Origin of the sequence: Variovorax sp. PAMC28562 (genome assembly GCF_014303735.1) — a bacterium.
GTDB lineage: Bacteria > Pseudomonadota > Gammaproteobacteria > Burkholderiales > Burkholderiaceae_C > Variovorax.
Map to the genome: position 1 here is coordinate 596,552 of NZ_CP060296.1, position 25,312 is coordinate 621,863.

The window sequence follows — 25,312 nt, forward strand, 5'->3', positions numbered from 1 at the left end:
GCCAAAGCGGCGGCTGGTTCGGCGCAGTGCCGCTGGAGGGGTCTGTGAGATCGGGCAAGTTGCCGCCATGGTAACGGGGCGCGCGAGCTGCCGGCGCTGCGTCGACGTCCAAGGCGTCAGAGCAAGGGCGCAGCCGGACGCAACCGCGTGATCCAGGCGATCAGCAAAGGCGGAAACTGCCGGATGGCAGTGTTGTATTGCGCAACGGCCGTGTTGAACTGCCCGCGCGCAATCTCCGCTGCGGCCGATGGTTCCGGCCATGCAATGAAGCGGCTCGGAAATGGTGATGGCGGCGCTTCGTAGACGCCCTTCAGAGGCGCAGGTCGCGACAGCGTGCCCTCGGCATCGAAGCTGACGACATCGTCGGGATGCAGGCGCTGCCATGCCGACAGCATGACGTTAAGGGCCGTCCCGAGCGCGTCGATGCGCTCAGGCTCGAGCGGGCGCATCCGCGTCGCTGCCAGCAGCGTGGTGAGCTGCGTGGTGGCTGCCAGCAAAGACTCCGCCCCGACGGCCGCGTTGGCCTGGACGAATTCGAGTTGCCGCAGCAATGCGGCGTCAAGGATCGCATACGCCTGGAAGGCCGCAGAACGCAGCCTGACCATCCGGTTGTAGGCACCGACGAACCAGAACACCAGCAGCGCACAGCCGATCCAGAAAGCCAATGAATCGGGGACCGCACTCATCGCCGGACCAGAATGAAAAACGCCCTCCGTCCGCAAGCGGAGGGAGGGCGTCGGATACCGGTCATGCCGGCATGCTAACGCGCGGTGGCGCGTGGGGCCGATTACTCGGCTGCAGCGCCTTCGCCCGCGTCGGCCGTCGCAGTGTCGTCGCTCGAATTGCCAGCCAATTCGGCCGCTTCCGAATCGGCGATCGCGCGGCGCTCTGCCTCGTCCATGGCGTCCTTGACCTTGCGTGCCTGGTGGTACGCCATGCCGGTGCCTGCGGGAATCAGGCGGCCGACGATGACGTTTTCCTTCAGGCCGCGCAGTTCGTCGCGCTTGCCCATGATGGCCGCTTCGGTCAGCACGCGCGTGGTTTCCTGGAAGGAAGCCGCGGAGATGAACGAGTCGGTCGACAGCGATGCCTTCGTGATACCCAGCAGCAGGTTGGTGAACGTCGCGGGGATCTTGTCAGCGGCGCGCAGGGCGTCGTTGGTGTTGAGCATTTCGCTGCGTTCGACCTGTTCGCCGGAGATGTAGTTGGTGTCGCCGATGTTGTCGACAACGACCCGACGCAGCATCTGGCGAACGATCACCTCGATGTGCTTGTCGTTGATCTTCACACCTTGCAAGCGGTACACGTCCTGCACTTCGTCCACGATGTAGCGTGCGAGTTCTTCCGAGCCCAGCAGGCGCAGGATGTCCTGCGGGTCCGCCGGTCCGTCGACCACGCTTTCGCCCTTGTTCACGACTTGGCCTTCATGCACCAGGATGTTCTTTTCCTTCGGCACGAGGTCTTCATAGACGCCGCCTTCGGGATCGGTGATCTGCAGGCGAATCTTGCCCTTGGTCTCTTTACCGAACGACACGGTACCGGTCATCTCGGCCAGCATGCCCTTGTCCTTCGGTGAACGGGCTTCGAACAACTCCGCCACACGCGGCAGACCGCCGGTGATGTCGCGCGTCTTCTGACCTTCGACCGGAATGCGCGCCAGCACTTCGCCAGGACCCACGTCCTGGCCGTCGCGGATCTGAACCAGCGAGCCGATCGGGAAGCCGATCGTCACCGAGTGGTCGGTGCCGGGGATCTTCACTTCGTTGCCCGATGCGTCGATCAGCTTGACTTGCGGTCGCACGACCTTCGTGGCGCCGCGGCGCTTCGGATCGATCACGACGAGAGTCGACAGGCCCGTCACTTCGTCCACCTGCTTGGCAACCGTGAGGCCTTCCTCGACGTTTTCAAACTGGGTCTTGCCGGCGAACTCGGTAATGATCGGGCGCGTCAGAGGATCCCAGTTGGCAAGCACGTGGCCAGCCTTGACCTGTTGATCGGCCTTCACCGCCAGGATGGCGCCGTACGGCACCTTATGACGTTCGCGCTCGCGGCCATGCTCGTCGTGAATCACGATTTCGCCCGAACGCGAGATGACCACCAAATCGCCCTTGCCATTGGTCACGTAGCGCATCGTGGCGTTGAAGCCGATCGTGCCGTTGGACTTCGCTTCGACGCTGGAAGCGATCGCCGAACGCGATGCCGCACCGCCGATGTGGAAGGTCCGCATCGTCAGCTGCGTGCCGGGTTCGCCGATCGACTGCGCCGCGATCACACCGACAGCTTCGCCGATGTTGATGAGGCCGCCGCGACCGAGATCTCGTCCGTAGCAGGTGGCGCAGATACCAAAACGCGTCTCGCACGTGAGCGCGGTCCGCACCTTGACTTCGTCGACGCCTTGCGCCTCGAGCACTTCGATGTTGTCCTCGTCGAACATCTCGCCGGCCTTCAGCAGCACCGAACGATTTTCCGGATGCAGCACGTCTTCGGCCGCCGAACGACCGAGGATTCGGTCCCGCAACGATTCGATGGTTTCACCGCCTTCGACGATGGCGCGCATGAGGTAACCACCGTGCGTACCGCAGTCCTGCTCGATGACCACCAAGTCTTGCGTCACGTCGACCAGACGACGCGTCAGGTAACCCGAGTTAGCCGTCTTCAATGCCGTGTCGGCCAAGCCCTTACGGGCACCGTGGGTGGAGATGAAGTACTCCAGCACGTTCAGACCTTCGCGGAAGTTGGCGGTGATCGGCGTTTCGATGATCGAGCCGTCGGGCTTGGCCATCAAACCGCGCATGCCGGCAACCTGGCGAATCTGCGCGGCTGAACCGCGAGCGCCGGAGTCGGCCATCATGTAGATCGAGTTGAAGGACTCCTGCTCGACGTCCTTGCCGTGGCGATCGATGACGCGCTCTTTCGAGAGCTTGGACATCATGACCTTCGACACTTCGTCGCCGGCCTTGCCCCAGATGTCGACCACCTTGTTGTAGCGCTCGCCAGAGGTCACCAGACCCGAGACGTATTGCTGCTCGATCTCTTTTACTTCCTTGGCCGAGCGTTCGATGATGCCGTGCTTTTCAGCGGGCACCAGCATGTCGTCGATGGCGATCGAGATACCGGCTTTGGTGGCGAGACGGAAGCCGTTCTGCAACAGCTTGTCGGCGAACACCACGGTCTCTTTCAAGCCGCACTTGCGGAACGAGACGTTGATGAGCTTGGAAATTTCTTTCTTCTTCAGCGCCTTGTTGATGTTCGAGAACGGCAGGCCCTTCGGCAGGATCTCGGACAGCAGCGCACGGCCCACGGTCGTGTCGACGAGCGAGGTCGACGCGGTGAATTCGCCGGTTTCCTTGTCCTTGGCGTACTCGGTGATGCGCACCGCCACGCGGGCGGTCAGTTCGACCACGTCGGCGTCGAGTGCACGCTGAACTTCGCCGATGTCGGAGAAGATCAGGCCCTCGCCCTTGCCGTTGATGCGGTCGCGGGTCGTGTAGTACAGACCCAGCACCACGTCTTGCGACGGCACGATCGATGGTTCGCCGTTGGCCGGGAACAGCACGTTGTTGGAGGCCAGCATCAAGGTGCGGGCTTCCATCTGCGCTTCTACCGACAACGGCACGTGGACGGCCATCTGGTCACCGTCGAAGTCGGCATTGAAAGCCGCGCAAACGAGTGGGTGCAGCTGGATCGCCTTGCCTTCGATCAGGATCGGCTCGAACGCCTGAATGCCCAACCGGTGCAGCGTGGGCGCCCGGTTCAGCATGATCGGGTGCTCTTTGATCACCTCTTCCAGAATGTCCCAAACCACCGGCGTGCCGGATTCGACTTCCTTCTTGGCAGCCTTGATCGTCGTCGCGATGCCCATGGCCTCGAGGCGCGAGAAGATGAAAGGCTTGAACAGTTCGAGCGCCATCAGCTTGGGCAAGCCGCACTGATGCAGCTTGAGGGTCGGGCCCACCACGATGACCGAACGACCCGAGTAGTCGACCCGTTTGCCCAGCAAATTCTGGCGGAAACGACCGCTCTTGCCTTTGATCATGTCGGCAAGCGACTTGAGTGCACGCTTGTTGGCGCCCGTCATGGCCTTGCCGCGACGACCGTTGTCCAGCAGCGAGTCGACGGCTTCCTGCAGCATCCGCTTTTCATTGCGCGCAATGATTTCCGGCGCCTTCAGTTCCAGCAGACGGCGCAGGCGGCTGTTGCGGTTGATGACGCGGCGATACAGGTCATTCAGGTCGGAGGTCGCAAAGCGGCCACCGTCGAGCGGCACCAGCGGACGCAGGTCCGGCGGCAGCACCGGCAGCACGTCGAGCACCATCCAGTTGGGCTTGATGCCCGACTTGCGGAAGGCTTCGAGCACCTTGAGGCGCTTGGAGTTCTTCTTCACCTTGACTTCAGAGCCGGTCAGGTCGCCGCGCAGGCGTTCGATCTCGCTGTCGAGTTCGATGCCTTCGAGCAGATCCTTGATGCCTTCGGCGCCCATCTTGGCAGTGAACTCGTCACCGAATTCCTTGCGCTTGGTGTCGTAGTCGTCTTCGGACATGATCTCGCGCTTCTTCAGCGGGGTCATGCCAGGGTCGGTGATGACGTACGCTTCGAAATACAGCACACGTTCGATGTCGCGCAGGGTCATGTCGAGCACCAGGCCCAGACGCGACGGCAGCGATTTCAGGAACCAGATGTGGGCGCAAGGTGCGGCCAGATCGATGTGACCCATGCGCTCGCGGCGCACCTTGGTCTGCGTAACTTCAACGCCGCACTTCTCGCAAATGACACCGCGATGCTTGAGGCGCTTGTACTTGCCGCAAAGGCATTCGTAGTCCTTGATAGGACCAAAAATCTTTGCGCAAAACAGGCCGTCGCGCTCGGGCTTGAATGTGCGGTAGTTGATCGTTTCCGGCTTCTTCACTTCACCGAAAGACCACGAACGGATCTTCTCGGGCGAAGCCATGCGGATGCTGATGGCATCGAAATGCTCATCGGGCGTGAATTGCTTGAACAGGTCGAGTAGTGACTTCATGTGACTCTTTCCTTTTCTGCTTATGAACGTTCGAGTTCGATGTCGAGGCCGAGGGAACGAATTTCCTTGACCAGCACATTGAACGATTCCGGCATGCCGGCTTCGATGGAGTGTTCGCCCTTGACGATGCTCTCGTACACCTTGGTACGGCCCACAACGTCGTCGGACTTCACCGTCAGCATTTCCTGCAGCACGTAGGCGGCGCCGTAGGCTTCGAGTGCCCACACTTCCATTTCGCCGAAACGCTGACCACCGAACTGAGCCTTGCCGCCCAGCGGTTGTTGCGTGACGAGCGAGTACGGACCCGTCGAGCGCGCGTGCATCTTGTCGTCCACCAAATGGTGAAGCTTCAGGAAGTGCATGTAGCCGATGGTGACCGGGCGATCGAACTGATCACCCGTGCGGCCGTCGTACAGGTAGGCCTGCGTGCGCGTGTCGGTGAGACCCTTGAGCTTGGCGATCTCTTCCGGATAGGCGAGCTTCAGCATGCCGCGGATTTCTTCTTCCGAGGCACCGTCGAACACCGGCGTCGCGAAGGTCACGCCGGCGGCCAGATTGGCGGCCATCGCCAGCACATCGCTGTCGCTCAGCTGCGCCAGGTCTTCCTTGCGGCCGGAGCCGTTGTAGAACTGGTCCATGAACTTGCGCACTTCGGCCACCTTGGCCTCGGCTTGCAGCATGTCGCCGATGCGCTGACCGATGCCCTTGCCGGCCCAGCCCAAATGCACTTCGAGGACCTGGCCCACGTTCATGCGCGAAGGCACGCCCAGCGGGTTCAGGCAGATGTCGCACGGCGTGCCGTCGGCCATGTGGGGCATGTCCTCGACCGGAACGATCTTGGACACGACACCCTTGTTGCCGTGACGACCGGCCATCTTGTCGCCGGGTTGCAGGCGGCGCTTGACGGCAAGGTAAACCTTGACCATCTTCAGCACGCCCGCCGGCAGCTCGTCGCCTTGCGTCAGCTTCTTGCGCTTCTCTTCGAACATCAGATCGAAGCTGTGACGTGTTTGCTCCAGCGAGTTCTTGATCGATTCAAGCTGCGAGGCCACTTCGTCGTCCGCTGGGCGGATGTCGAACCAGTGGAACTTCTCGACCGACGTGAGGTACGCCTTGTCGAGCTTGGTGCCCTTGGCCAGCTTGTTCGGGCCACCATTCGCAGCCTTGCCGGTCAGCAGCTTCTCGATACGGTCGAACGCATCGGCTTCGACGATGCGAAGCTGGTCGTTCAGGTCGAGGCGGAAGCGCTTGAGTTCGTCGTCGATGATCTGCTGCGCACGCTTGTCGCGCACGATGCCTTCGCGGGTGAACACCTGCACGTCGATCACGGTGCCTTGCGAGCCCTGATCCACCCGCAGCGAGGTGTCCTTCACATCGGATGCCTTCTCGCCGAAGATGGCGCGGAGCAACTTTTCTTCAGGCGTCAGCGTGGTCTCGCCCTTCGGCGTGACCTTGCCCACCAGCGTATCGCCCGGCTGCACTTCGGCACCGACGTAGATGATCCCGGATTCGTCCAGCCGGTTGAGCTGTTGCTCGGCAAGGTTCGGGATGTCGCGGGTAATTTCTTCGGCACCCAACTTGGTGTCGCGCGCCATGACCACCAGCTCTTCGATGTGAATCGAGGTGTAGCGGTCTTCGGCGACGATCCGTTCGCTGATCAGGATCGAGTCTTCGAAGTTGTAGCCGTTCCATGGCATGAACGCGATCAGCATGTTCTGGCCGAGGGCCAGTTCGCCGAGGTCGGTCGATGCGCCGTCCGCCACCACGTCGCCCTTGGAGATGTGGTCGCCGCGCGCCACGATCGGGCGCTGATGAATGTTGGTGTTCTGGTTCGAACGCTGATACTTGATCAGGTTGTAGATGTCCACACCGACTTCACCGGCCGCCGCTTCGGCGTCGTTCACGCGCACCACGACACGGGTCGCATCGACATAGTCGACCACGCCGCCGCGGGTGGCCGTGACCACGGTACCGGAGTCGACCGCGGAAACGCGCTCGATGCCGGTGCCGACGAACGGCTTTTCAGGGCGCAGCACAGGCACGGCCTGACGCTGCATGTTGGCACCCATCAATGCGCGATTGGCATCGTCGTGCTCCAGGAACGGCACCAGGGATGCCGCGACCGACACGATCTGCGCCGGCGACACGTCCATGTACTGGACGCGCTCGGCACCGACCAGGATCGATTCGCCGGCTTCACGTGCGGAAACCAGGTCGCCGGTCAGCTTGCCGTCCTTGTCCAGAACCGCATTGGCCTGGGCAATGACGTACTTGCCTTCTTCGATGGCCGACAAATAGTCGATGTCCATCGTGACCTTGCTGTCAGCCACGCGACGGTAGGGCGTTTCGATGAAGCCGTATTCGTTCAGGCGGGCGTACAGAGCCAGCGAATTGATCAGGCCGATGTTCGGGCCTTCAGGCGTTTCGATCGGGCACACGCGGCCGTAATGGGTCACGTGCACGTCGCGCACTTCAAAGCCGGCACGTTCACGCGTCAAACCGCCCGGGCCAAGAGCCGAAACACGGCGCTTGTGGGTGATTTCGGACAACGGGTTCGTCTGGTCCATGAACTGCGACAGCTGCGACGCGCCGAAGAACTCTTTCAACGCCGCCGAGATCGGCTTGCTGTTGATCAGGTCGTGCGGCATCAGCGGCTCTTGCTCCGCTTGACCCAAACGTTCCTTCACGGCCTTTTCGATCCGTGCCAAACCGGTGCGGTACTGGTTTTCGGCCAGTTCGCCGACGCAACGTACGCGTCGATTGCCGAGGTGGTCGATGTCGTCGACTTCGCCGTTGCCATTGCGCAGGTCGACGAGGATCTTGACCACTGCCAGGATGTCTTCGTTGGTCAACACCATCGGACCGGTCGACTCGTCGCGACCGACCTTGGCGTTGAACTTCATGCGGCCGACGCGCGAAAGATCGTACGTGTCCGGGTTGTAGAACAGACGCTGGAACAGCGCTTGCACCGCGTCTTCCGTCGGCGGCTCGCCGGGACGCATCATGCGGTAGATGGCCACGCGCGCTGCGAACTCGTCGACGGTTTCGTCGATGCGAAGGGTTTGCGAGATGTACGCGCCTTGGTCGAGTTCGTTGGTGTAAATCACCTGGATGTCTTGCACACCCGAGGTACGCAGCTTCTTCAACAGCGCTTCGGTCAGCTCATCGTTGGCCTTGGCCAGAATTTCGCCGGTGTCGGCTTCGACGATGTTGCGGGCAATGACGCGGCCAACCAGGAAGTCTTCCGGCACGCTGATGTGCGTGGTCTTCGACTCTTCCAGTTCACGCGTGTGGCGCGCGGTGACGCGCTTGTCTTTGGCGACCACGACCTTGCCGGACTTGTCGGTAATGTCGAAACGGGCGACCTCACCGCGCAGGCGTTCGGACACGAACTCCATCTGCGCGCCGCTGTCCATCAGGCGGAAGTTGTCATTCACGAAGAAGTTCGCGAGGATCGATTCCGGGTTCAGGCCGATGGCCTTCAACAGGATCGTGACAGGCATCTTGCGGCGACGGTCGACGCGGAAGTACAGCATGTCCTTCGGGTCGAATTCGAAGTCGAGCCACGAACCGCGGTAAGGAATCACGCGGGCCGAGAACAGCAGCTTGCCGCTCGAATGGGTCTTGCCCTTGTCGTGCTCGAAGAACACGCCCGGAGAACGGTGCAGCTGCGACACGATGACGCGCTCGGTACCGTTGACGATGAAGGAACCCTTCTCGGTCATGAGCGGTACTTCGCCCATGTAGACCTCTTGTTCCTTCACTTCTTTCACCACCTTCGACTGCGAAGTCGACGACTCGCGGTCATAGATGATGAGTTGAACCTTGGCGCGCACGGCCGAGGCGAAGGTCAACCCGCGGGTCTGGCATTCGCGCACATCGAACGCCGGTTTCGCCAGGTTGTATTCGAGGTACTTCATCTCGACAAAACCGTTGTGCGAGACGATGGGGAACGCCGCTGTGAAGGCGGCTTGCAAACCTTCGATGGTGCGCTTGGTGGGCGCGATGCCGGCTTGCAGGAACGCGGTGTACGCGTCTTTCTGCATCTGCAGCAGGTAAGGGATTTCGACGACGCTGTCGCGGTTGCCGAAACTTTTTCGGATGCGCTTGCGCTCGGTGTAACTGTACGCGGACGTTTGGGCCATGAGAGCTCCGGGGCTTGAGATCTTGCGCGACTTGAGTCGATGCTTTCGCACCACTCCCTGGCGGCTGGCCACTACCAGCCCTGGCGGACGGCGATGCATTGCACATCGCCCGAACCAAGGGGTCTTCTGTAGTCGGGGTCAGAAGACACTAGAAAGTCTTGAATTGACTTTCTGGTGGCCTCTCGGAGCCCGTTAAAAACCGCGCCGCAGCATGGATTTTGAACGTGCTCTGAAAGCGGCAAAGGCTGGAGGGCCATAAAGCCCTCCAGCCCTTCGCGGAAACCGAATTACTTCAGTTCCACCTTGGCGCCGGCATCTTCCAGCTTCTTCTTGGCAACTTCGGCGTCAGCCTTGGACAGGCCTTCCTTGACAGCCTTGGGAGCGGCTTCGACCAGATCCTTGGCTTCTTTCAAGCCGAGGCCGGTGATTTCGCGCACAGCCTTGATCGCCGAGACCTTGTTCGGGCCAGCTTCCATCAACATGACGTTGAATTCGGTTTGTTCTTCAGCGACTGCGGCGGCCGGGCCGGCGGAAGCAGGGCCTGCCATGGCGGCAGCGCTCACACCAAACTTCTCTTCGATGGCTTTCACCAGGTCGTTGAGTTCCAGGACCGTCATGCTGTCGAGCGCGGTCAGAAATGCGTCTTTATCGAATGCCATTTTTGTTTCCTAACAATTGGGTTGAAATGTTCAAACGCAAGCCGGCTTACGCTGGCTGCGCTTCGGCTTCTGCCGGAGGTGCATCGGTTGCTGCTTCTGCCGCGCCTTCGCCACGTTTCGCCGCCAGCGCCGCGAGCACGCGAGCGGTACGGGAAATGGGGGATTGCATCAAGCCCAGCAATTGCGCCAACAACACTTCCTTCGAAGGAATGCTGGCCAGTTGCTTCACGCCGTTCACGTCCAGGACTTTGCCGCCGAATGCACCGCCGCGAATTACCAACTTGTCGTTAGTCTTCGCGAAATCGGCCACCACTTTCGCGGCGGCCACGGCATCGACGGAAAAACCGTAGATCAGCGGACCGGTCATCTGGTCACCGAGGACTTCGAATGCGCTACCAGCGACAGCACGGCGTGCCAGCGTGTTTTTAAACACGCTGAGGGTCACACCCTTGCTGCGCGCTTCATTGCGCAACTTGGTCATATCGGCAACCGTGATGCCACGGTATTCCGCCAGAACGAGCGTTTGAGCTTTTGCGGCGAGGCTGGTCACGTCACCGATGACCGCTTCTTTCTCACTGCGATTCAGACTCAAGGTCTACTCCTTTTAATGCGCCTCTCAGCCTGGTTTTTGCCACAGCCTCGGGACGCGCTTCATGCAGCGACCAACCGTTCAGGAAACAAATCCTTTGCAGCGGGATCGCCATCTGCGCTGGCCGCCTCTCGCGCGGGAAAGGCAATTAAGTACAGGCTGCCCTGCACACCAGCGGTCTTGGATGGCCCACGGCGACCGAAGCTGCCGCGACCCACCACATCGCCCCGCCGTTCGAACGGCAGGGCAAATTCTCTTGCTCTCTCAGCTCGCCGAGATGGTTTGCGTGTCCACGCGGACACCTATGCCCATCGTCGACGAAACAGCCACCTTGCGCAGGAACACACCCTTGCTGGTCGCCGGCTTGGCTTTCACCAGCGCTTCGATCAGTGCAACCAGATTGCCCTGCAACTTGTCGGTGTCGAAAGAACGACGGCCGATCGTGCCGTGGATGATGCCGGCCTTGTCGACACGGAACTGCACCTGGCCTGCCTTCGCGTTACGAACCGCTTGGGCGACGTCGGGCGTCACAGTGCCGACCTTCGGGTTCGGCATCAAACCGCGTGGGCCGAGGATCTGGCCCAGCGTACCGACGACGCGCATGGCATCCGGCGCAGCAATGACCACGTCGAAAGGCATATTCCCCGCCTTGACCATCGCGGCCAGGTCGTCCATGCCGACGATGTCGGCACCGGCCGCCTTGGCTTCTTCAGCCTTTGCGCCCTGGGCGAACACAGCCACACGCTTGGTCTTGCCGGTGCCGTTGGGCAGCACGACAGCGCCACGCACGACTTGATCCGACTTCTTCGCGTCGATGCCGAGTTGCACTGCGACGTCGATCGATTCGTCGAATTTGGCGGTGGCCGCGTCTTTCACGAGACCAATCGCTTCGATCAAGGCGTACAGCTTGTCGCTGTCCACTTTGCCTTCAGACACTTTTTGTTTTTTGGTGAGCTTGGACATTTACACGCCCTCCACAGTCACGCCCATCGAACGGGCAGTGCCGGCGATGGTGCGAACCGCTGCGTCCAAATCGGCAGCGGTCAAATCCTTCATCTTCGTCTTGGCGATCTCTTCGAGCTGGGCGCGCGTGATCTTGCCGACCTTGACCGATTGCGGCGTGGCCGAACCCTTGTCAATTTTGATCGCCTTCTTGATCAGGATGCCCGCTGGTGGCGTCTTGATAATGAAGGTAAAGCTCTTGTCAGCGAACGCAGTGATGACCACTGGCAGCGGCAGGCCTGGCTCGACGCCCTGAGTCTGCGCGTTGAACGCCTTGCAGAACTCCATGATGTTCAAACCGCGCTGGCCCAATGCGGGACCGATAGGCGGTGAGGGGTTGGCTTTACCAGCTGGCACTTGCAGCTTGATGAAGCCGACGATTTTTTTCGCCATGCTTTTCTCCTTGCGGGTGATAACGCGTTGGCTGTTTCAGCCTCGGCTCCCCGGGGGTTAACGACTCTTCGAAAAAAACCGCGTGCGAGTCGGACTACGCGCGGTCGGAATTGGTTCCGGTCTTCCGACCGGCGGCATCAGGTCTGGCTCAGGTCTTTTCGACCTGGCTGAACTCGAGCTCGACCGGCGTCGCGCGGCCGAAGATCATGACCGAAACGCGGACCTTGCTCTTCTCGTAGTTCACTTCTTCGACGGTGCCATTGAAGTCGGTGAACGGGCCGTCCTTGACGCGCACGAACTCGCCCGGCATGAACTCGACCTTGTGACGGGGCTTCTCGGAGCCCTGCTGCATCTGATTGACGATGTCTTCGACCTCTTTTTGCGAGATCGGGGCTGGCCGGTTTTTCGCGCCGCCGACAAAACCAGTCACCTTGTTGGTGTGCTTCACCAGGTGCCAGCTCTCGTCGTCCATGATCATTTCGACCAGCACGTAGCCCGGGAAGAAGCGGCGCTCGGTGGTGCGCTTCTGGCCATTCTTGATTTCGACGACTTCTTCTGTCGGCACCAGAATGCGACCGAACTTGGCCTGCATCCCCACGCGGCCGATGCGCTCGAGGATGTTGCGTTCGACGGCCTTTTCCATTCCAGAATAAGCGTGCACCACATACCAGCGCAGATCCGGGTTGGCAGCAGGTGCCAACAGCGGATTCACCTCTTCCGGCGTGGCTTCAACAACTTCTTCGGTCATTATTTTCTCCAACCCAGAATGAGGTCAAAAAACACCCATTCGAGCGTCTTGTCGGTGAGCCAAAGGAAAACGGACATGATCGCGACGAAGCCGAACACGTACGCCGTCATTTGCATCGTTTCCTTGCGCGTCGGCCAGACGACCTTCTTGACCTCACGCCAGGAGTCACGCCCGAAAGCCCAGAGCTGTCGGCCGTTTTCAGAACTGGCGAAGGCACCCACCGCTGCCGCGAGCAACACGAGCAACACGGCCCATTGCACCAGCGAGCCCTGGCGCGTGAGCAGGTAGAACGCGACGATGGCGCCCACAGCCAGCAACACCGCCGCAGCCAATTTGGCTTTGTCTGCACCGGTGCTCACGGTTTCGATTTGAGAAGTTGCCATGGTTGGCTGTGTTTCCTTAGACGCCGAAGCCCGTCAGGACATGACGGGCTTTTCAAGAGCTGCCACCTCAGGTGGCAGGGGCAGTAGGAATCGAACCTACAACCTTCGGTTTTGGAGACCGACGCTCTGCCAATTGAGCTATACCCCTTCGTTATCTTCTTAAGCGAGGACCTTGGCCACGACGCCAGAGCCGACGGTCTTGCCACCTTCGCGGATGGCGAAGCGCAGGCCTTCTTCCATGGCGATCGGGTTGATCAACTTCACGGTGATGCTCACGTTGTCGCCAGGCATGACCATTTCCTTGCCTTCTGGCAACTCGATCGCACCGGTCACGTCCGTCGTGCGGAAGTAGAACTGCGGGCGGTAGTTGTTGAAGAACGGCGTGTGACGGCCGCCTTCGTCCTTGGACAGGACATAGACTTCGGCGGTGAAGTGGGTGTGCGGCTTGATGGAGCCGGGCTTGCAGAGCACCTGGCCGCGCTGGACGTCTTCGCGCTTGGTGCCGCGCAGGAGCACGCCGACGTTGTCGCCAGCCTGGCCTTGGTCGAGCAGTTTCCTGAACATTTCCACGCCGGTGCAGGTGGTCTTCTGGGTTGGCGAGATGCCGACGATCTCGATTTCTTCGCCGACCTTGATGACACCGCGCTCGACAGCGCCGGTGACGACGGTGCCGCGGCCAGAGATGGAGAACACGTCTTCCACCGGCATCAGGAAGGCACCGTCGATGGCGCGTTCCGGCTGGGGGATGTAGGTGTCCAGGGCGTCGGCCAGCTTCATGATGGCTTCTTCACCGAGGGGACCCTTGTCGCCTTCGAGGGCGAGCTTGGCGGAGCCGTGAATGATGGGGGTGGCGTCGCCTGGGAAATCGTATTTGTCCAGGAGTTCGCGTACTTCCATTTCGACGAGTTCGAGCAGCTCGGCGTCGTCGACCATGTCGCACTTGTTCAGGAAGACGATGATGTAGCCGACACCGACCTGGCGGGCCAGGAGGATGTGCTCGCGGGTCTGGGGCATGGGGCCGTCAGCAGCGGAGCAGACCAGGATCGCACCGTCCATTTGCGCGGCACCGGTGATCATGTTCTTCACATAGTCAGCGTGGCCGGGGCAGTCGACGTGGGCGTAGTGGCGGTTGGCCGTTTCGTATTCGACGTGGGCGGTGTTGATGGTGATGCCGCGGGCCTTTTCTTCAGGCGCCGCGTCGATCTGGTCGTACGCCTTGGCTTCGCCGCCAAATTTAGCGGACAGCACGGTGGCCAGGGCCGCCGTCAACGTGGTCTTGCCGTGGTCGACGTGACCGATGGTGCCCACGTTCACGTGGGGCTTGGTACGGGCGAATTTTCCTTTTGCCATTTTCTCGACTCCGAAAAAAAAGATATCAACGTATCTACGCGAGCTGCAAACCAGGCGCTGCAACCCCAAAACTGGTGCCCTTTGCGGGAATCGGACCCGCGACCTCCCCCTTACCAAGGGGGTGCTCTACCACTGAGCCAAAAGGGCCTGTACAAAACAACGCATTCCTGCGGCGATCCGGAATTTCTGGAGCGGGAGACGGGAATCGGACCCGCGTCATCAGCTTGGAAGGCTGGGGTTCTACCATTGAACTACTCCCGCATCGGGAGCCATCAGCGCACCCCAAATGCCCGTTTCTCACGGTGCCAACGCCCTTGAAATCCATTTCGTCGCTGGTGGAGAGGGCTGGATTCGAACCAGCGTACTCGTAAGAGGGCAGATTTACAGTCTGCTGCCATTAACCACTCGGCCACCTCTCCGGCGAACCGCGGAATATAGCATGGTTCGGAGGCGGTTTCGAGTCCCTTGCGCACCAAGAGCGCCTAAATCCCGGCGCTCCCACCGGACACGGAACGCTGCGCCTCTCGCCAGGCACGTGCCTGACTGAAATGCCCGCAGCCGATAAACGGCAGGGGCGGCCGCAGTGCCGACAGCGGAGAGGGATGGTTCGCCGTCAGCACCTTGTGGCGCTGCATGTCGATCAACGCCCGCTTGCTCTGCGCATGTGCGCCCCACAGCATGAACATCGCCGGATCGTTGCCGGCGCCGACATGGCGAATGATTGCGTCGGTCAAGATTTCCCAGCCGCGACCCGCATGACTGGCAGGTTGCGCTTCTTCGACCGTGAGGCAGGTGTTCAGCAGCAGCACACCCTTTTCAGCCCACTCAACCAGACTGCCCCCAGGCTCGGGAAACGGTGGCGGGGGTGTACCGACATCACGCTCCAGCTCCTTGAAGATGTTGCGCAGCGACGGCGGCACCCTGACGCCTGGCGCCACGGAAAACGCCAGCCCCTCAGCCTGGCCGCGACCGTGGTACGGATCTTGTCCGAGGACGACGACGCGCACTTCCTCAGGGGGTGTAAGCTCCAGCGCGCGGAGCGGGCGCGGCGGAAAGATCACTGCACCAGCGGCCAGTCGCGTTTGCAAAAAGCACAAAAGCTTTTGACCCGCTGCGCTCGCAAAAAACGTGTCGACGAGCGGCTGCCAGCCGGGAGCCACAGGCCAGTCCGCCGGATCGGCGCGCGTCAATTGATCATCTGGCGCGCGGCTCACTTGAACAAATCGGCGAGCGCCTCGCCTGGCTCTTTGGCGCGCATGAACGCTTCGCCGACCAAAAAGGCCTGAACCCCTGCAGCGCGCAGAGCGGCCACGTCGTCCCGCGTCACAATGCCGGATTCGGTAACCAGCAACCGATCGGCTGGCAGCCTCGGCAGCAGATCGATCGTGGTCTGGATCGACACCTCGAAGTTGCGGAGATTGCGGTTGTTGACGCCGACGAGCGGCGTCTTGAGCCTGAGCGCACGGTCGAGCTCCACCGCACCGTGCACTTCCACCAGTACCGCCATGCCGAGCCCCAGCGCGATCGCCTCGAAGTCTTTCATCTGCGCATCGTCGAGCACCGATGCGATCAGCAGGATGGCATCGGCGCCGATCGCGCGCGATTCGTAGATCTGCCATGCATCGACCATGAAATCCTTCCGTAACACCGGCAGGTCGCAAGACGCCCGAGCCTGCTTCAGGTAGTCGATCTCGCCCTTGAAAAACTGCTTGTCCGTGAGCACTGAAAGGCAGGCCGCGCTGACGCTGCCCGCGGTGCCATCGCCCTCGGCATAACTTTGTGCGATGTCGGCCGGAATGAAGTCTTCGCGAATGATGCCTTTGCTCGGACTCGCCTTCTTGACCTCGGCGATCACCGCCGCCTGGCCCGCTGCGATCTTTGCGCGCATCGCGCCGACGAAATCGCGCGTCAGCACGCGGCTCTCGGCGTCGAAGCGAATGCGCTCGAGCGGCGTACGGCGCGTTGCAGCGGCCACTTCTTCGTGCTTGACCGTAACGATCTTGTTCAGGATGTCGGCGGACATGTCAGTGCGCTCCCGCGGTGTTCATGGCTGCCGTGTTCGTCGCTGAGACAAACTCGGCCAGCTTGGCCTTGGCCGCGCCCGATTCGATCACCGCACGCGAACGCTCCACGCCGGCCAGCACCGAGTCGACGACGTTCGCTGCGTACAGCGCCGCACCGGCATTCAGTACGACGATGTCACGCGCCGCGCCTGGCTCGTTGTCGAGCACGCCGAGCAGCATGGCTTTCGATTCGTCGGGCGTCTCCACGCGCAATGCGCGGTTGCTCGACATCGCGAAACCGAAATCTTCCGGATGCAACTCGTACTCGCGGATCTCACCGTCTTTCAGTTCACCGACCAACGTCGAGGCGCCCAGCGAAATCTCGTCCATGCCGTCGCGGCCATAGACCACCAGTGCGTGCTCGGTGCCTAGACGCTGCAGGGCTCGCACCTGAATGCCGACCAGGTCGGCATGGAACACGCCCATCAGCATGTTGGGTGCTCCGGCCGGGTTGGTCAGTGGGCCCAGGATGTTGAAGATGGTCTTGATGCCGAGTTCCTTGCGCACCGGCGCAACGTTCTTCATCGCCGGGTGATGGTTAGGCGCGAACATAAAACCGATGCCGACGTCCTCGATGCACTTGGCAATCTGCTCGGGCTTCAGGTTGATGTTGACGCCCAGCGACTCCAGCACGTCGGCGCTGCCCGACTTGCTCGACACGCTGCGGCCGCCGTGCTTGCTCACCTTCGCGCCGGCCGCGGCCGCGACGAACATCGAGCAGGTCGAGATGTTGAAGGTGTGCGAGCCGTCGCCGCCGGTGCCGACGATGTCGACCAGATGCTTGGTGTCCTTTACCGGCACTTTGGTCGACACCTCTCGCATCACTTGTGCGGCAGCGGTGATCTCGCCGATGGTTTCCTTCTTGACGCGCAGGCCCGTGATGAGCGCGGCCATCATCACGGGCGAACACTCGCCGCTCATGATGAGCCGCACGATGTGCAGCATCTCGTCGTGAAACACTTCGCGATGTTCGATGGTCCGTTGCAGTGCTTCTTGCGGAGTGATCATGTTGTCTCTCTTGGATTTTTGATTCAGGCGTTGAAGAAGCCACGGATGGCAGTCACTGCACGATCGACGCCCGCCGCATCCACATCGAGGTGCGTGACGAAGCGCAGCCGGTACAAGCCCATCGTGTGAATGCCTTGCGCGTTCAACGCGGCCAGCAACTCGACCGAGCGTTCTTTGGCAGCGCCGGTGAGATCAACGAAAACCATGTTGGTCTGCGGCGCCTCGACCATGAGCCCGTCGATACCCGCCAGCCCTGCCGCAAGCCGCTTTGCCAGCGCGTGATCGTCGGCCAGCCGATCGATGTGATGGTCGAGCGCATGCGATGCCGCCGCAGCCAGAAAGCCGGACTGCCGCATGCCACCACCGGCCATTTTGCGAATACGGTGAGCGCTCGCAATGAGCTCGCGCGAGCCGCACAACGCAGAGCCGATCGGTGCGCCGAGGCCCTTGCTGAAGCATACCGACACGCTTTCGAAGCACTGCGCGATACGCCGCGCCTCGACGCGAACGTCGCCACCGCTCTGGGCAGCCTGCGCCACCGCCGCATTGAACAACCGCGCGCCATCGAGGTGCCGCTGCAATCCTTTGGCCTTGGCCAGATCGGTCGCGGCCTGCACATAGTCGAACGGCAAGAGCTTGCCGCCCAGCGTGTTCTCCAGCGCCAGCAGCCTTGTGCGCGCAAAGTGCGCATCGTCGGGCTTGATGGCGGCTTCGATCGCACTGATCGGCAAGGTGCCATCGGCCGCATGGTCGAGCGGCTGCGGCTGCACACTGCCGAACACCGCGGCACCTCCGCCTTCCCAGCGATACGCATGCGCCTGCTGGCCGACGATGTACTCGTCACCGCGACCACAGTGCGACAGGATCGCGCAGAGGTTGCTTTGCGTGCCGGTCGGCACAAACAGGGCCGCTTCGAAGCCGAGCATGTCGGCGATCTTTTCCTGCAATGCATTGACGCTGGGGTCGGCGCCGAAGACGTCGTCGCCCAACGGTGCCGCGGCCATGGCAGCGCGCATCGCGGAGGTCGGCTGGGTGACGGTGTCGCTGCGAAGGTCGACGGTTTTCGTGGCGGTCAAGGTGATTACTCCAGAAAGTTCTTGAGCATGGCGTGGCCGTGCTCTGTCAGGATCGATTCGGGATGGAACTGCACACCTTCGATGCGAACATCGTGCGCAAAAGCGGTGTGGCGCACGCCCATGATTTCGCCGTCGTCGGTCCATGCGGTGACTGACAGATCGGCCGGACAGCTGTCGCGCTCGATGGCCAGCGAGTGGTAGCGGTTCACCGTGAATTTCTCCGGCAGGCCGGCGAAGACACCCTCGCGTGTGGTCGTGATCTGGCTCGTCTTGCCATGCATCAGTTGCTGCGCGCGGACGATCTTGCCGCCGAAGGCCGCGCCGATGGCCTGGTGCCCGAGGCACACCCCCAAGATCGGCAGCCTGCCCGCGAAAGCCTCGATGGCCGCCACCGACACGCCGGCTTCGGCCGGCGAGCAGGGCCCCGGCGACACCACCAGCCGCGTGATACCCGCCGCCACACGCTCGCCGATCTGCGCCACCGTGATCCCGTCGTTGCGCACCACATCGACCTCCGCCCCCAGCTCACCTAAGTACTGGACGATGTTGTAGGTGAACGAATCGTAGTTGTCGATCATCAGCACTCTCATGGCGTGCTTCGCGGCTTGCGTCATGGCTTGCCCACGATCCGATGGACACCCTTGACGACAGGGAACACATTGAAGTTGATCAAGAGCGCCAGCTTGAGCCCCGACAGTCGCAGCGCCGCCATCACTTGCGCGCGATGCAGGTCGGTCAGCAACTCGGCCGCCTTCAACTCGACGACGACCGATTGCTCGACGACGAATCCTGCGCGATACACGTCGCCGAGTGGCCGGCCCTTGTACATCGCGCCAAAAGGCACATTGCGGATAAAACCGATCTCGCGTTCGGCGAGTTCGATTTCCAGTGCAGCGGCGTAAGCGCTTTCGAGCAGCCCGGTGCCGAGCACGCGCTGCACCTCGACAGCGGCGCCGATGATCTCGTGCGAGAAGTCGTTCTGTGCGTTCTGTGGTTCGACGGCAGTCATTCCAATCCCTCTTCGACAAGTTCGGCCGCACGCAGCAGCGCGCGCGCCTTGGCTTCGGTTTCTTTCCATTCCAGCTCGGGCACGGAGTCGGCAACGACACCCGCCGCCGCCTGCACGTGCAACACCTGATTCTTGATGATGCCGGTGCGGATGGTGATGGCCACATCCATGTCGCCGGCGTAGCTGATGTAGCCGCACGCACCGCCATAGATGCCGCGCTTGACGGGCTCCAACTGGTCGATGACTTCCATCGCGTGCACCTTGGGCGCGCCGGTCAGCGTGCCGGCCGGAAAGGTCGCCTTCAGTACATCGATGGCGGTCATGCCGTCTTTCAGCGTGCCTTCGACGTTGCTCACGATGTGCATCACATGGCTGTAGCGCTCGACGGCAAAAGCCTCGGTCACCTTCACCGTGCCGATCTTCGCGATGCGGCCGATGTCGTTGCGCGCCAGGTCGATCAGCATCACGTGCTCGGCGCGCTCTTTCGGGTCGTTGATGAGCTCGACTTCGGCTGCCTTGTCGAGCTCGGCCGACGCGCCGCGCGGACGCGTGCCCGCCAGCGGACGGATCGTCACCTTCTGCTCGCCGTTCGGCATGTTCTCCTGACGCACCAGGATCTCCGGCGACGCGGCCACCACGTGGAAATCGCCCAGGTCGTAATAGAACATGTAGGGCGACGGGTTCATCGAGCGCAGCGCGCGGTACAGCGACAGCGGTGACTCGGTGTAGCGCTTGCTGATGCGCTGGCCGATCTGTACCTGCATGAATTCGCCGCCGGCAATCATCTCCTTGGCGCGGTCCACTGCTGCCAGATAGTCGGCCTTTGCGAACGATCGCTCGGCTGGATGCGCCTGCGTCGGCTTCACCTGCGGCGCGCTGACCGAGTACTTCAACTGGTCGCGCAACTCGCGCAGGCGGCGCTTGGCGATGGTGTACGCCTCGGGCCGCGTCGGGTCTGCGTAGACGATCAGATAGAGCTTGCCCGAAAGGTTGTCGATGACGGCCAGCTCTTCGCACTGCAGCAACATGATGTCGGGGCAGCCGAGCGTGTCGGGTGGGCAGCTGGCTTCGAGTTTCTTCTCGATGTGGCGCACCGCGTCGTATCCGAAGTAGCCAGCCAGCCCGCCGCAGAAGCGCGGCAGCCCTGGCCGCAACGCGACCTTGAAGCGCTTTTGGTACGCATCGATGAAGTCCAGCGGATTGCCTTCGGCAGTTTCGACGACTTGCCCGTCGGTCACGACTTCCGTACGCGCTGCGGCTCCGAAGCCGCTGGCCCGGATCAACGTGCGCGCCGGCAGGCCGATGAAGCTGTAGCGCCCGAAGCGCTCGCCGCCCACAACGGATTCAAGCAAAAAGCTGTATTTGCCGCCGTCTTTGGTGTGTGCCAGCTTGAGGTAGAGCGAGAGCGGAGTTTCGAGGTCAGCGAAGGCTTCCACCATCAGCGGGATGCGGTTGTAGCCCTGCGCGCTGAGGCTTTTGAATTCGAGTTCGGTGATCACAGGTTCGTTCTCCGTTGCCTCACGACGCGTCGTCGGTCGATTTCGGCAAATCAGTCTTCATGGGGGTGACCCGAGTGCGTGGCGTGCATTTCGGGTCCGCGGGGGCGCAACAAGTGTCGCGCCGATCAGTCAGATGGCGCCGTGCGGGCTACGCCAGGGCCAGGCTCCCCGACGGCCCTGACCAGTCTGAATGATGTGATGAACGAACATGTGGACGCAAGTTTAGCAGCGGCCTTTCGCGCTGCAAGCGGCCGGCATGTCGTACTTTTGCCTGCGCGGGGTTCTACGGACGCCGCTGACGCAAGACCGACCGAAAATCCAGTTACACAAAAGAACATCCGCGTTCTGGATGGAAAAAAGGAAAACTGAAATGCGCACACGATTTCGTCAACGCATCGCGGCAACGCTGTTGTCGCTGGTCGCCATCAGCACCGCCTGCACGATCAGCACGGCCAATGCAGCGACCGTCGATGTTTCCGGCGTCAAGCTCGAAGACAGCGTCAGCCTGAAAGGCGAGACCCTGCAACTGAACGGCGCGGGCATTCGCTTCAAGGCGATCTTCAAGGTCTACACCGCCGGCCTGTATCTGGGCAAGAAGGCCGGCACGCCTGAAGAGGTGCTGGCCGCCACCGGTTCCAAGCGCGTGACCATCACGATGCTGCGCGACATCGATGCCAATGAGCTGGGCAAACTTTTCACCCGCGGCGTCGAAGACAACTCACCGCGCGCCGAGTTCTCGCAGCTCATTCCGGGCCTGCTTCGCATGGGCCAGATGTTCGCCGACCAGAAGACGCTGAAGACCGGCGACACCTTCACGATCGACTGGATTCCAGGCACGGGCACGGTCATCACGGTCAGAGGCGCGATGCAGAGTGATCCGATCAAGGAAGTGGCGTTCTTCAACGCCCTGGTACGCATCTGGCTCGGTCCGTCGCCTGCGGACTACCGGCTCAAAGACGCGCTGCTCGGCCGCAGCAGCTGACCGCGATTCGTCGAACGCGGGAGCTCAGGCCTCCGCCAGCGTCTGCGCAGCGACGACCGCCTCGGTCCGGTTGCGCACGTTCAGCGCCCGAAAGATCGCTGCCAGGTGAATCTTGACCGTGCCTTCGCTGATGCCGAGCGCGCGCCCTATCAACTTGTTCGGCTTGCCCTGCGACAGCAGTTGCAGCACTTCGACCTGCCGCTCGGTCAGCACGTTGCGCAGATGGTCGAGCGTGTGGGCCGCGGCTGGGGTCGCGACGCGCGCGGCCGCCTCCACTGCCGGCACGCCCGTCATGATGCCGGGCGGCAGCGCCGACAGCATCATCGGTGGCACATAGACACCACCGGCCAGCACCAGCCGCACCGCCGACAACATCACCTCGGGCGAATACGCCTTCGGAATAAAGCCCAGCACGCCGTGCGCCAGTGCGGTGCGCATGATGACCGGGTCTTCGTAGCCAGACAGCACGATCACCGGCACCGCCGGATGGCGACGCCGCATCTCGTCGATGTGCGCATGGCCGTCGGCGCCAGGCATGTTGAGGTCGATCACGGCCAGGTCGAGGTCGTCCGAAGCCCCGGCGAGTAACTCGTCGACGCTCATGGCCAGCACGAACTCGATGCCCGGTTCGAGTTCCGCCAACTTGGCCTTGACCGCCTCGATGACGAGCCGGTGGTCGTCGGCGATCAGGATTTTCATGACTAGTTCCGCGCTTTTATGGACCAGTCTTGAAGATAGCGGCCTTCGGCGTGCGCGGCAAGCGGCTTGCGCCGAGCGGACGGCATAGTCCCCACGGGATATGGTGCTGCGCGGCGCGGCTCGAAAGAATCGCCTCAACACCCGAGGGACGAGACATGGGCATGTGCGTCTTCATCCACTGCTGACGCGGGCAATCGATGGCGCGCCTGCTCGATCAGTTCTCCGCCCTTTTCTCGTACGGCCTGGCGATCGACGCCGTCGACCCCTTGCGCGCCGGCGTTGCCGAGCCGACCACCCGCGCCGATGCACAGGCACAAGCACGCCGGCTGCTCGCCGAGGCGCGACTGGCAGCAACGGCACGCGGCACCCCGCCCGCGCAGGTCGAATCGGCCGCCTTCGCAATGGTCGCGTGGCTCGACGAAATTTTCGCGCGGCAGCGCCACTGGACCGACGCTGCTCCGCCGCTGCAGGCACAGCTCTTCAATTCCAGCAACGCACACAGCGAGTTCTTTCATCACCTCTCCGGCCTGCAGGCAGGCGACGATGCGGTACGCGAGGTGTATTGGTACGCGCTGGCCAACGGCTTTACCGGCCAGTACTACTTCGAGGCCGGCGACGGCGGCGAGCTCGGCAAGCTCAAGGACTTGCACGGCCGCCAGTTGCCGGTGGTACCGGCCGCTATCGCCACGCTGGCGAAGGACCGCATCACGCCGCAGCCTTACGCCCTGCTCCGCACCGTGCCGCCGCGCGACCCGGAGCGGCGCGAGCGTGCGCTCTTGCGTGCGATTGCCGCCGGTGCGGTGCTCGTCCCGCTCATGGCGCTGTTGTGGCTGCTGCTGGCCGGGCCGCGGCAGACCGCCGCCAGCGCCGAGCAGCGGCTCGATCAGCAACTGCGCAGCTACGCATGTGCCGACCTGCAAGCGAGTTGGGGCGTGACCGGCGCCGTCGGTGCCTTCAGCGCGTTGCACATCAACGGCTTCGTTCCGCTGGCCGACGACATCGCCAAGGTCGAACGCGAGGTGCGCGCCATGCCCGGCATGTCGTCCGCGACCTTCGACTTGCGGCTGCGCGTGTGGCCGCATTGCGAGGTCGTCGCCATCCTGAAGCCGTACCAGACCCGAAACCGCGACAAGACGTTCGACCTCATAGTGACGGCGCCATCGGCGCACGATGGCCGGCTGCGGGAGGGCGATGCCGTGCGCATCGAAGTGACCGCACCGAACTATGAGGGCAACGTGCGGGTCGACTACTACACGGCCGACGGCGCGGTGCAGCATTTGAGCGGCGCGGGCGAGCCGACGCGTTTCGTCGCCGGGCAACGCCTGGTGTTCGGCAAGGACATCCCGGCGAGCTGGCTGGTAAGCCCCCCCTTCGGCACCGTGATGGTGGTCGCGCTGGCGTCGCCTTCCCCGTTTCCGGAGGCGCCGGACCGCCCGCCGTTCGAGCTGGCATCGGCGTATCTGCTCAAGCTGCGTGAGGCGCTCGCCGCCAACAAGGGCGGCGACAGGCTGATCGCGGAGTTCCTCTTCCTGGAGACCGCGGAACGATGACTGCCACCCCCGCCGTGACCGTGCTGACCCAGCTCCCGCTCGTGTTCTGGCTGCTGGTGACCGTCTGCATCGGCGGGGCGACAGCGCTGTGGTGGCGCATCACGGGTCGGCGCCGAGTGGCGCGGCGCCGTGATTTGCAGAAGCTGCTTACGCTCTGCGGCCCTGCCGAATCGCCGGCCGAGCAGGCCACGCTCGACGGCCTGGGCGACGCACCCCGGCAGGCCCGCCAGTCCTCGATGCGTTCGACCGGCGGCCGTGCAACGTTGTATCGCACGCCCTGGTTTCTGTTCCTCGGCGATGCGGCTGCCGATGTGCCACGCCTGCTCGATGCAGCGAGTGCTTCGGCGGGCGACGCCGACACATTCCAGCCCTTCTGGCATTTCTGGCATTGGCACGCACTGCCATCGATGGTCGCCATCGGCATCGATCCGCAGGTGCTGCAGCAAGCGAACCCCGCACGCGTACGGCGCTCGTGGTACCGGGCGTTGCTGGTGCTGGTGCAGGAGCGGCCACGCCTGCCGCTGAACGGCATCGTCGTTTGCGTCGGCGCGAGCAGCCTGTTGCCAGCGACAACGGGAGCGGCCGGAACAAAGGAGGAGTCATCGGCCATGCGCATGCGCCGCCTGATCGACGAAGCCGCCGAACACCTGCATCTGCGACTGCCGATCTACCTCGTGGTCACCGGCCTCGAGAAACTGACCGGCTACGACACGCTCCGCTCGTCGTTGTCGAAAGACGTGCTGACGCAGGTGATCGGTTATCGCTGGTCGGGCATTGCGGGCGCTGGTGCGGCGGCCAGCGTCCGCGCCGAAGAGCGCGCGACCGAAGCCTTCGACTCGATCATCGAGGGGCTCGATGCATTGCGCATGGCGCTGCTGCGGCAGACCAGCACAGCGGCGGACCGACTGGCGATTCATGCGTTCGTCGAACAGGTCCGCGCCATGGAACCAGGGCTGCGTCAGCTGGCCGACGCGCTGTTCGGCCGCATCGGGGACCAGCGTCGCCCGCACCGCTGGCGCGGGCTGTACCTCACGGGCTCGACGCCTTCGGGCGCGGACGCATCGGGCGCCGCCTTTTCGTCGGATCTGTTCGAGCGCTTCTTGCCGGCCGACCAGCCGCTGGCGCGCTTCGATGCCTAGA

General features: G+C 62.5%; 21 protein-coding genes and 4 tRNA genes. 3 read left to right on the forward strand and 22 right to left on the reverse strand.

Annotation, left to right across the window (positions count from 1 at the left end; all coding sequences use genetic code 11):
- Positions 1-116: 116 nt before the first annotated feature.
- The 21 genes from H7F36_RS02940 to trpE all read right to left on the reverse strand — a co-directional run bounded on the left by H7F36_RS02940 (position 117) and on the right by trpE (position 20,941).
- The gene (locus H7F36_RS02940) at positions 117-686 is read right to left on the reverse strand and encodes a lema family protein (RefSeq protein ID WP_187053266.1); all 570 of its coding nucleotides are present in this window, start codon (positions 684-686) and stop codon (positions 117-119) included.
- Between the two features lie 101 nt (positions 687-787).
- On the reverse strand, positions 788-5,017 hold the full coding sequence (rpoC, locus tag H7F36_RS02945) for a DNA-directed RNA polymerase subunit beta' (RefSeq protein ID WP_187053267.1): 4,230 nt from the start codon (positions 5,015-5,017) through the stop codon (positions 788-790).
- Positions 5,018-5,037: 20 nt separating this feature from the next.
- Entirely contained in the window at positions 5,038-9,162 is a 4,125-nt protein-coding gene (gene rpoB, locus H7F36_RS02950) for a DNA-directed RNA polymerase subunit beta (RefSeq protein ID WP_187053268.1), read from the reverse strand.
- A gap of 287 nt (positions 9,163-9,449) precedes the next feature.
- Positions 9,450-9,821 carry a 50S ribosomal protein L7/L12 gene (gene rplL, locus H7F36_RS02955; protein WP_187053269.1) on the reverse strand — a complete coding sequence of 124 codons (372 nt, stop codon included), beginning with the start codon at positions 9,819-9,821 and terminating at the stop codon, positions 9,450-9,452.
- 46 nt (positions 9,822-9,867) lie between these two features.
- Complete coding sequence (gene rplJ / locus H7F36_RS02960; RefSeq protein ID WP_187053270.1) at positions 9,868-10,413, reverse strand: 50S ribosomal protein L10; 546 nt, start codon at positions 10,411-10,413, stop codon at positions 9,868-9,870.
- 261 nt (positions 10,414-10,674) lie between these two features.
- Complete coding sequence (rplA, locus tag H7F36_RS02965) at positions 10,675-11,373, reverse strand: 50S ribosomal protein L1 (RefSeq protein WP_187053271.1); 699 nt, start codon at positions 11,371-11,373, stop codon at positions 10,675-10,677.
- The gene (gene rplK / locus H7F36_RS02970; RefSeq protein WP_187053272.1) at positions 11,374-11,805 is read right to left on the reverse strand and encodes a 50S ribosomal protein L11; all 432 of its coding nucleotides are present in this window, start codon (positions 11,803-11,805) and stop codon (positions 11,374-11,376) included.
- Positions 11,806-11,953: 148 nt separating this feature from the next.
- Positions 11,954-12,553 (reverse strand): transcription termination/antitermination protein NusG, encoded by a 600-nt coding sequence (gene nusG / locus H7F36_RS02975; RefSeq protein WP_187053273.1) that lies wholly within the window; start codon positions 12,551-12,553, stop codon positions 11,954-11,956.
- Entirely contained in the window at positions 12,553-12,936 is a 384-nt protein-coding gene (gene secE / locus H7F36_RS02980) for a preprotein translocase subunit SecE (protein ID WP_187053274.1), read from the reverse strand. The genes nusG and secE overlap by 1 nt, the downstream gene beginning before the upstream one ends.
- A 72-nt stretch (positions 12,937-13,008) precedes the next feature.
- Positions 13,009-13,084 (reverse strand) — tRNA-Trp (locus H7F36_RS02985).
- Between the two features lie 11 nt (positions 13,085-13,095).
- Complete coding sequence (gene tuf, locus H7F36_RS02990) at positions 13,096-14,286, reverse strand: elongation factor Tu (protein ID WP_187053275.1); 1,191 nt, start codon at positions 14,284-14,286, stop codon at positions 13,096-13,098.
- Between the two features lie 72 nt (positions 14,287-14,358).
- Positions 14,359-14,433 (reverse strand) — tRNA-Thr (locus H7F36_RS02995).
- 40 nt (positions 14,434-14,473) lie between these two features.
- Positions 14,474-14,547 (reverse strand) — tRNA-Gly (locus H7F36_RS03000).
- A gap of 72 nt (positions 14,548-14,619) precedes the next feature.
- Positions 14,620-14,705 (reverse strand) — tRNA-Tyr (locus H7F36_RS03005).
- A gap of 63 nt (positions 14,706-14,768) precedes the next feature.
- On the reverse strand, positions 14,769-15,476 hold the full coding sequence (locus tag H7F36_RS03010) for a uracil-DNA glycosylase (protein ID WP_261802476.1): 708 nt from the start codon (positions 15,474-15,476) through the stop codon (positions 14,769-14,771).
- A 20-nt stretch (positions 15,477-15,496) separates the two neighbouring features.
- A complete protein-coding gene (gene trpC, locus H7F36_RS03015) occupies positions 15,497-16,309 on the reverse strand; it encodes an indole-3-glycerol phosphate synthase TrpC (RefSeq protein WP_187053277.1) in 813 nt (270 codons plus the stop codon).
- A gap of 1 nt (position 16,310) precedes the next feature.
- Positions 16,311-17,357: an anthranilate phosphoribosyltransferase gene (gene trpD / locus H7F36_RS03020; RefSeq protein WP_187053278.1), complete on the reverse strand. Its 1,047-nt coding sequence runs from the start codon at positions 17,355-17,357 to the stop codon at positions 16,311-16,313.
- Between the two features lie 23 nt (positions 17,358-17,380).
- A complete protein-coding gene (ltaE, locus tag H7F36_RS03025) occupies positions 17,381-18,373 on the reverse strand; it encodes a low-specificity L-threonine aldolase (protein WP_187054777.1) in 993 nt (330 codons plus the stop codon).
- Positions 18,374-18,438: 65 nt separating this feature from the next.
- Positions 18,439-19,023 carry an anthranilate synthase component II gene (locus tag H7F36_RS03030; protein ID WP_187054778.1) on the reverse strand — a complete coding sequence of 195 codons (585 nt, stop codon included), beginning with the start codon at positions 19,021-19,023 and terminating at the stop codon, positions 18,439-18,441.
- Positions 19,024-19,043: 20 nt separating this feature from the next.
- A complete protein-coding gene (locus H7F36_RS03035; RefSeq protein WP_187053279.1) occupies positions 19,044-19,442 on the reverse strand; it encodes a GxxExxY protein in 399 nt (132 codons plus the stop codon).
- Positions 19,439-20,941, reverse strand: coding sequence for an anthranilate synthase component I (trpE, locus tag H7F36_RS03040; RefSeq protein ID WP_187053280.1), 1,503 nt, complete (start codon positions 20,939-20,941; stop codon positions 19,439-19,441). Before trpE ends, H7F36_RS03035 begins: the two co-directional genes overlap by 4 nt.
- A gap of 370 nt (positions 20,942-21,311) precedes the next feature.
- On the opposite strand from trpE, the gene H7F36_RS03045 reads away from it, so the two are divergent.
- Positions 21,312-21,923: a chalcone isomerase family protein gene (locus H7F36_RS03045; RefSeq protein ID WP_187053281.1), complete on the forward strand. Its 612-nt coding sequence runs from the start codon at positions 21,312-21,314 to the stop codon at positions 21,921-21,923.
- Positions 21,924-21,947: 24 nt separating this feature from the next.
- Here H7F36_RS03045 and H7F36_RS03050 read toward each other — a convergent pair whose 3' ends face one another.
- Complete coding sequence (locus H7F36_RS03050; protein ID WP_187053282.1) at positions 21,948-22,622, reverse strand: LuxR C-terminal-related transcriptional regulator; 675 nt, start codon at positions 22,620-22,622, stop codon at positions 21,948-21,950.
- Between the two features lie 197 nt (positions 22,623-22,819).
- Here H7F36_RS03050 and H7F36_RS03055 point away from each other — a divergent pair, with 197 nt between their 5' ends.
- Positions 22,820-24,172: a DotU family type IV/VI secretion system protein gene (locus H7F36_RS03055; RefSeq protein ID WP_187053283.1), complete on the forward strand. Its 1,353-nt coding sequence runs from the start codon at positions 22,820-22,822 to the stop codon at positions 24,170-24,172.
- On the forward strand, positions 24,169-25,311 hold the full coding sequence (locus tag H7F36_RS03060; RefSeq protein ID WP_187053284.1) for a type VI secretion system protein: 1,143 nt from the start codon (positions 24,169-24,171) through the stop codon (positions 25,309-25,311). The genes H7F36_RS03055 and H7F36_RS03060 overlap by 4 nt, the downstream gene beginning before the upstream one ends.
- Position 25,312 lies beyond the last annotated feature (1 nt).